Here is a 465-nt window from a genome sequence, read left to right as displayed (position 1 = left end):
AAGAATAGAAGAATAGAAAGAAAAAAGCCTCTGAGAACAGAGGCTTTTAAAATTACGTTTCAGCTAAGCGTGTTGCGTAATGCTTACAGGCCTGCGAAGTCCGCAAGGATAGCGGCTTTGTCAGTTGCTTCCCAAGGGAACTCTTCGCGACCGAAGTGGCCGTATGCAGCAGTCTGCTTGTAGATAGGTTGAAGAAGGTTCAGCATCTCTTGAAGACCGTATGGACGTAGGTCGAAGTTTTGACGAACTGCTTCAATGATGATTTCGTGCGCTACTTTCTCAGTACCAAACGTTTCAACCATGATAGATGTTGGATCTGCAACACCGATAGCGTAAGACAGTTGAATCTCACAACGGTCAGCCATACCAGCAGCAACGATGTTTTTCGCAACGTAACGAGCTGCGTAAGCTGCAGAACGGTCAACTTTTGATGGATCTTTACCAGAGAATGCACCACCACCGTGA

At 46.2% G+C, this 465-nt stretch carries 1 protein-coding gene; it reads right to left on the bottom strand.

The features are described 5' to 3' along the window. Positions 1-83: 83 nt before the first annotated feature. A partial coding sequence (locus tag AB4653_RS26215) for a methionine adenosyltransferase domain-containing protein (protein WP_372105688.1) occupies positions 84-465 on the bottom strand: 382 nt, incomplete at its 5' end.

Origin of the sequence: Vibrio sp. 10N.222.48.A3, from assembly GCF_041475345.1 — a bacterium.
In the GTDB taxonomy this organism is placed as follows: Bacteria; Pseudomonadota; Gammaproteobacteria; order Enterobacterales; family Vibrionaceae; genus Vibrio; species Vibrio tasmaniensis_A.
This window is presented reverse-complemented; position numbering and strand designations above follow the sequence as displayed.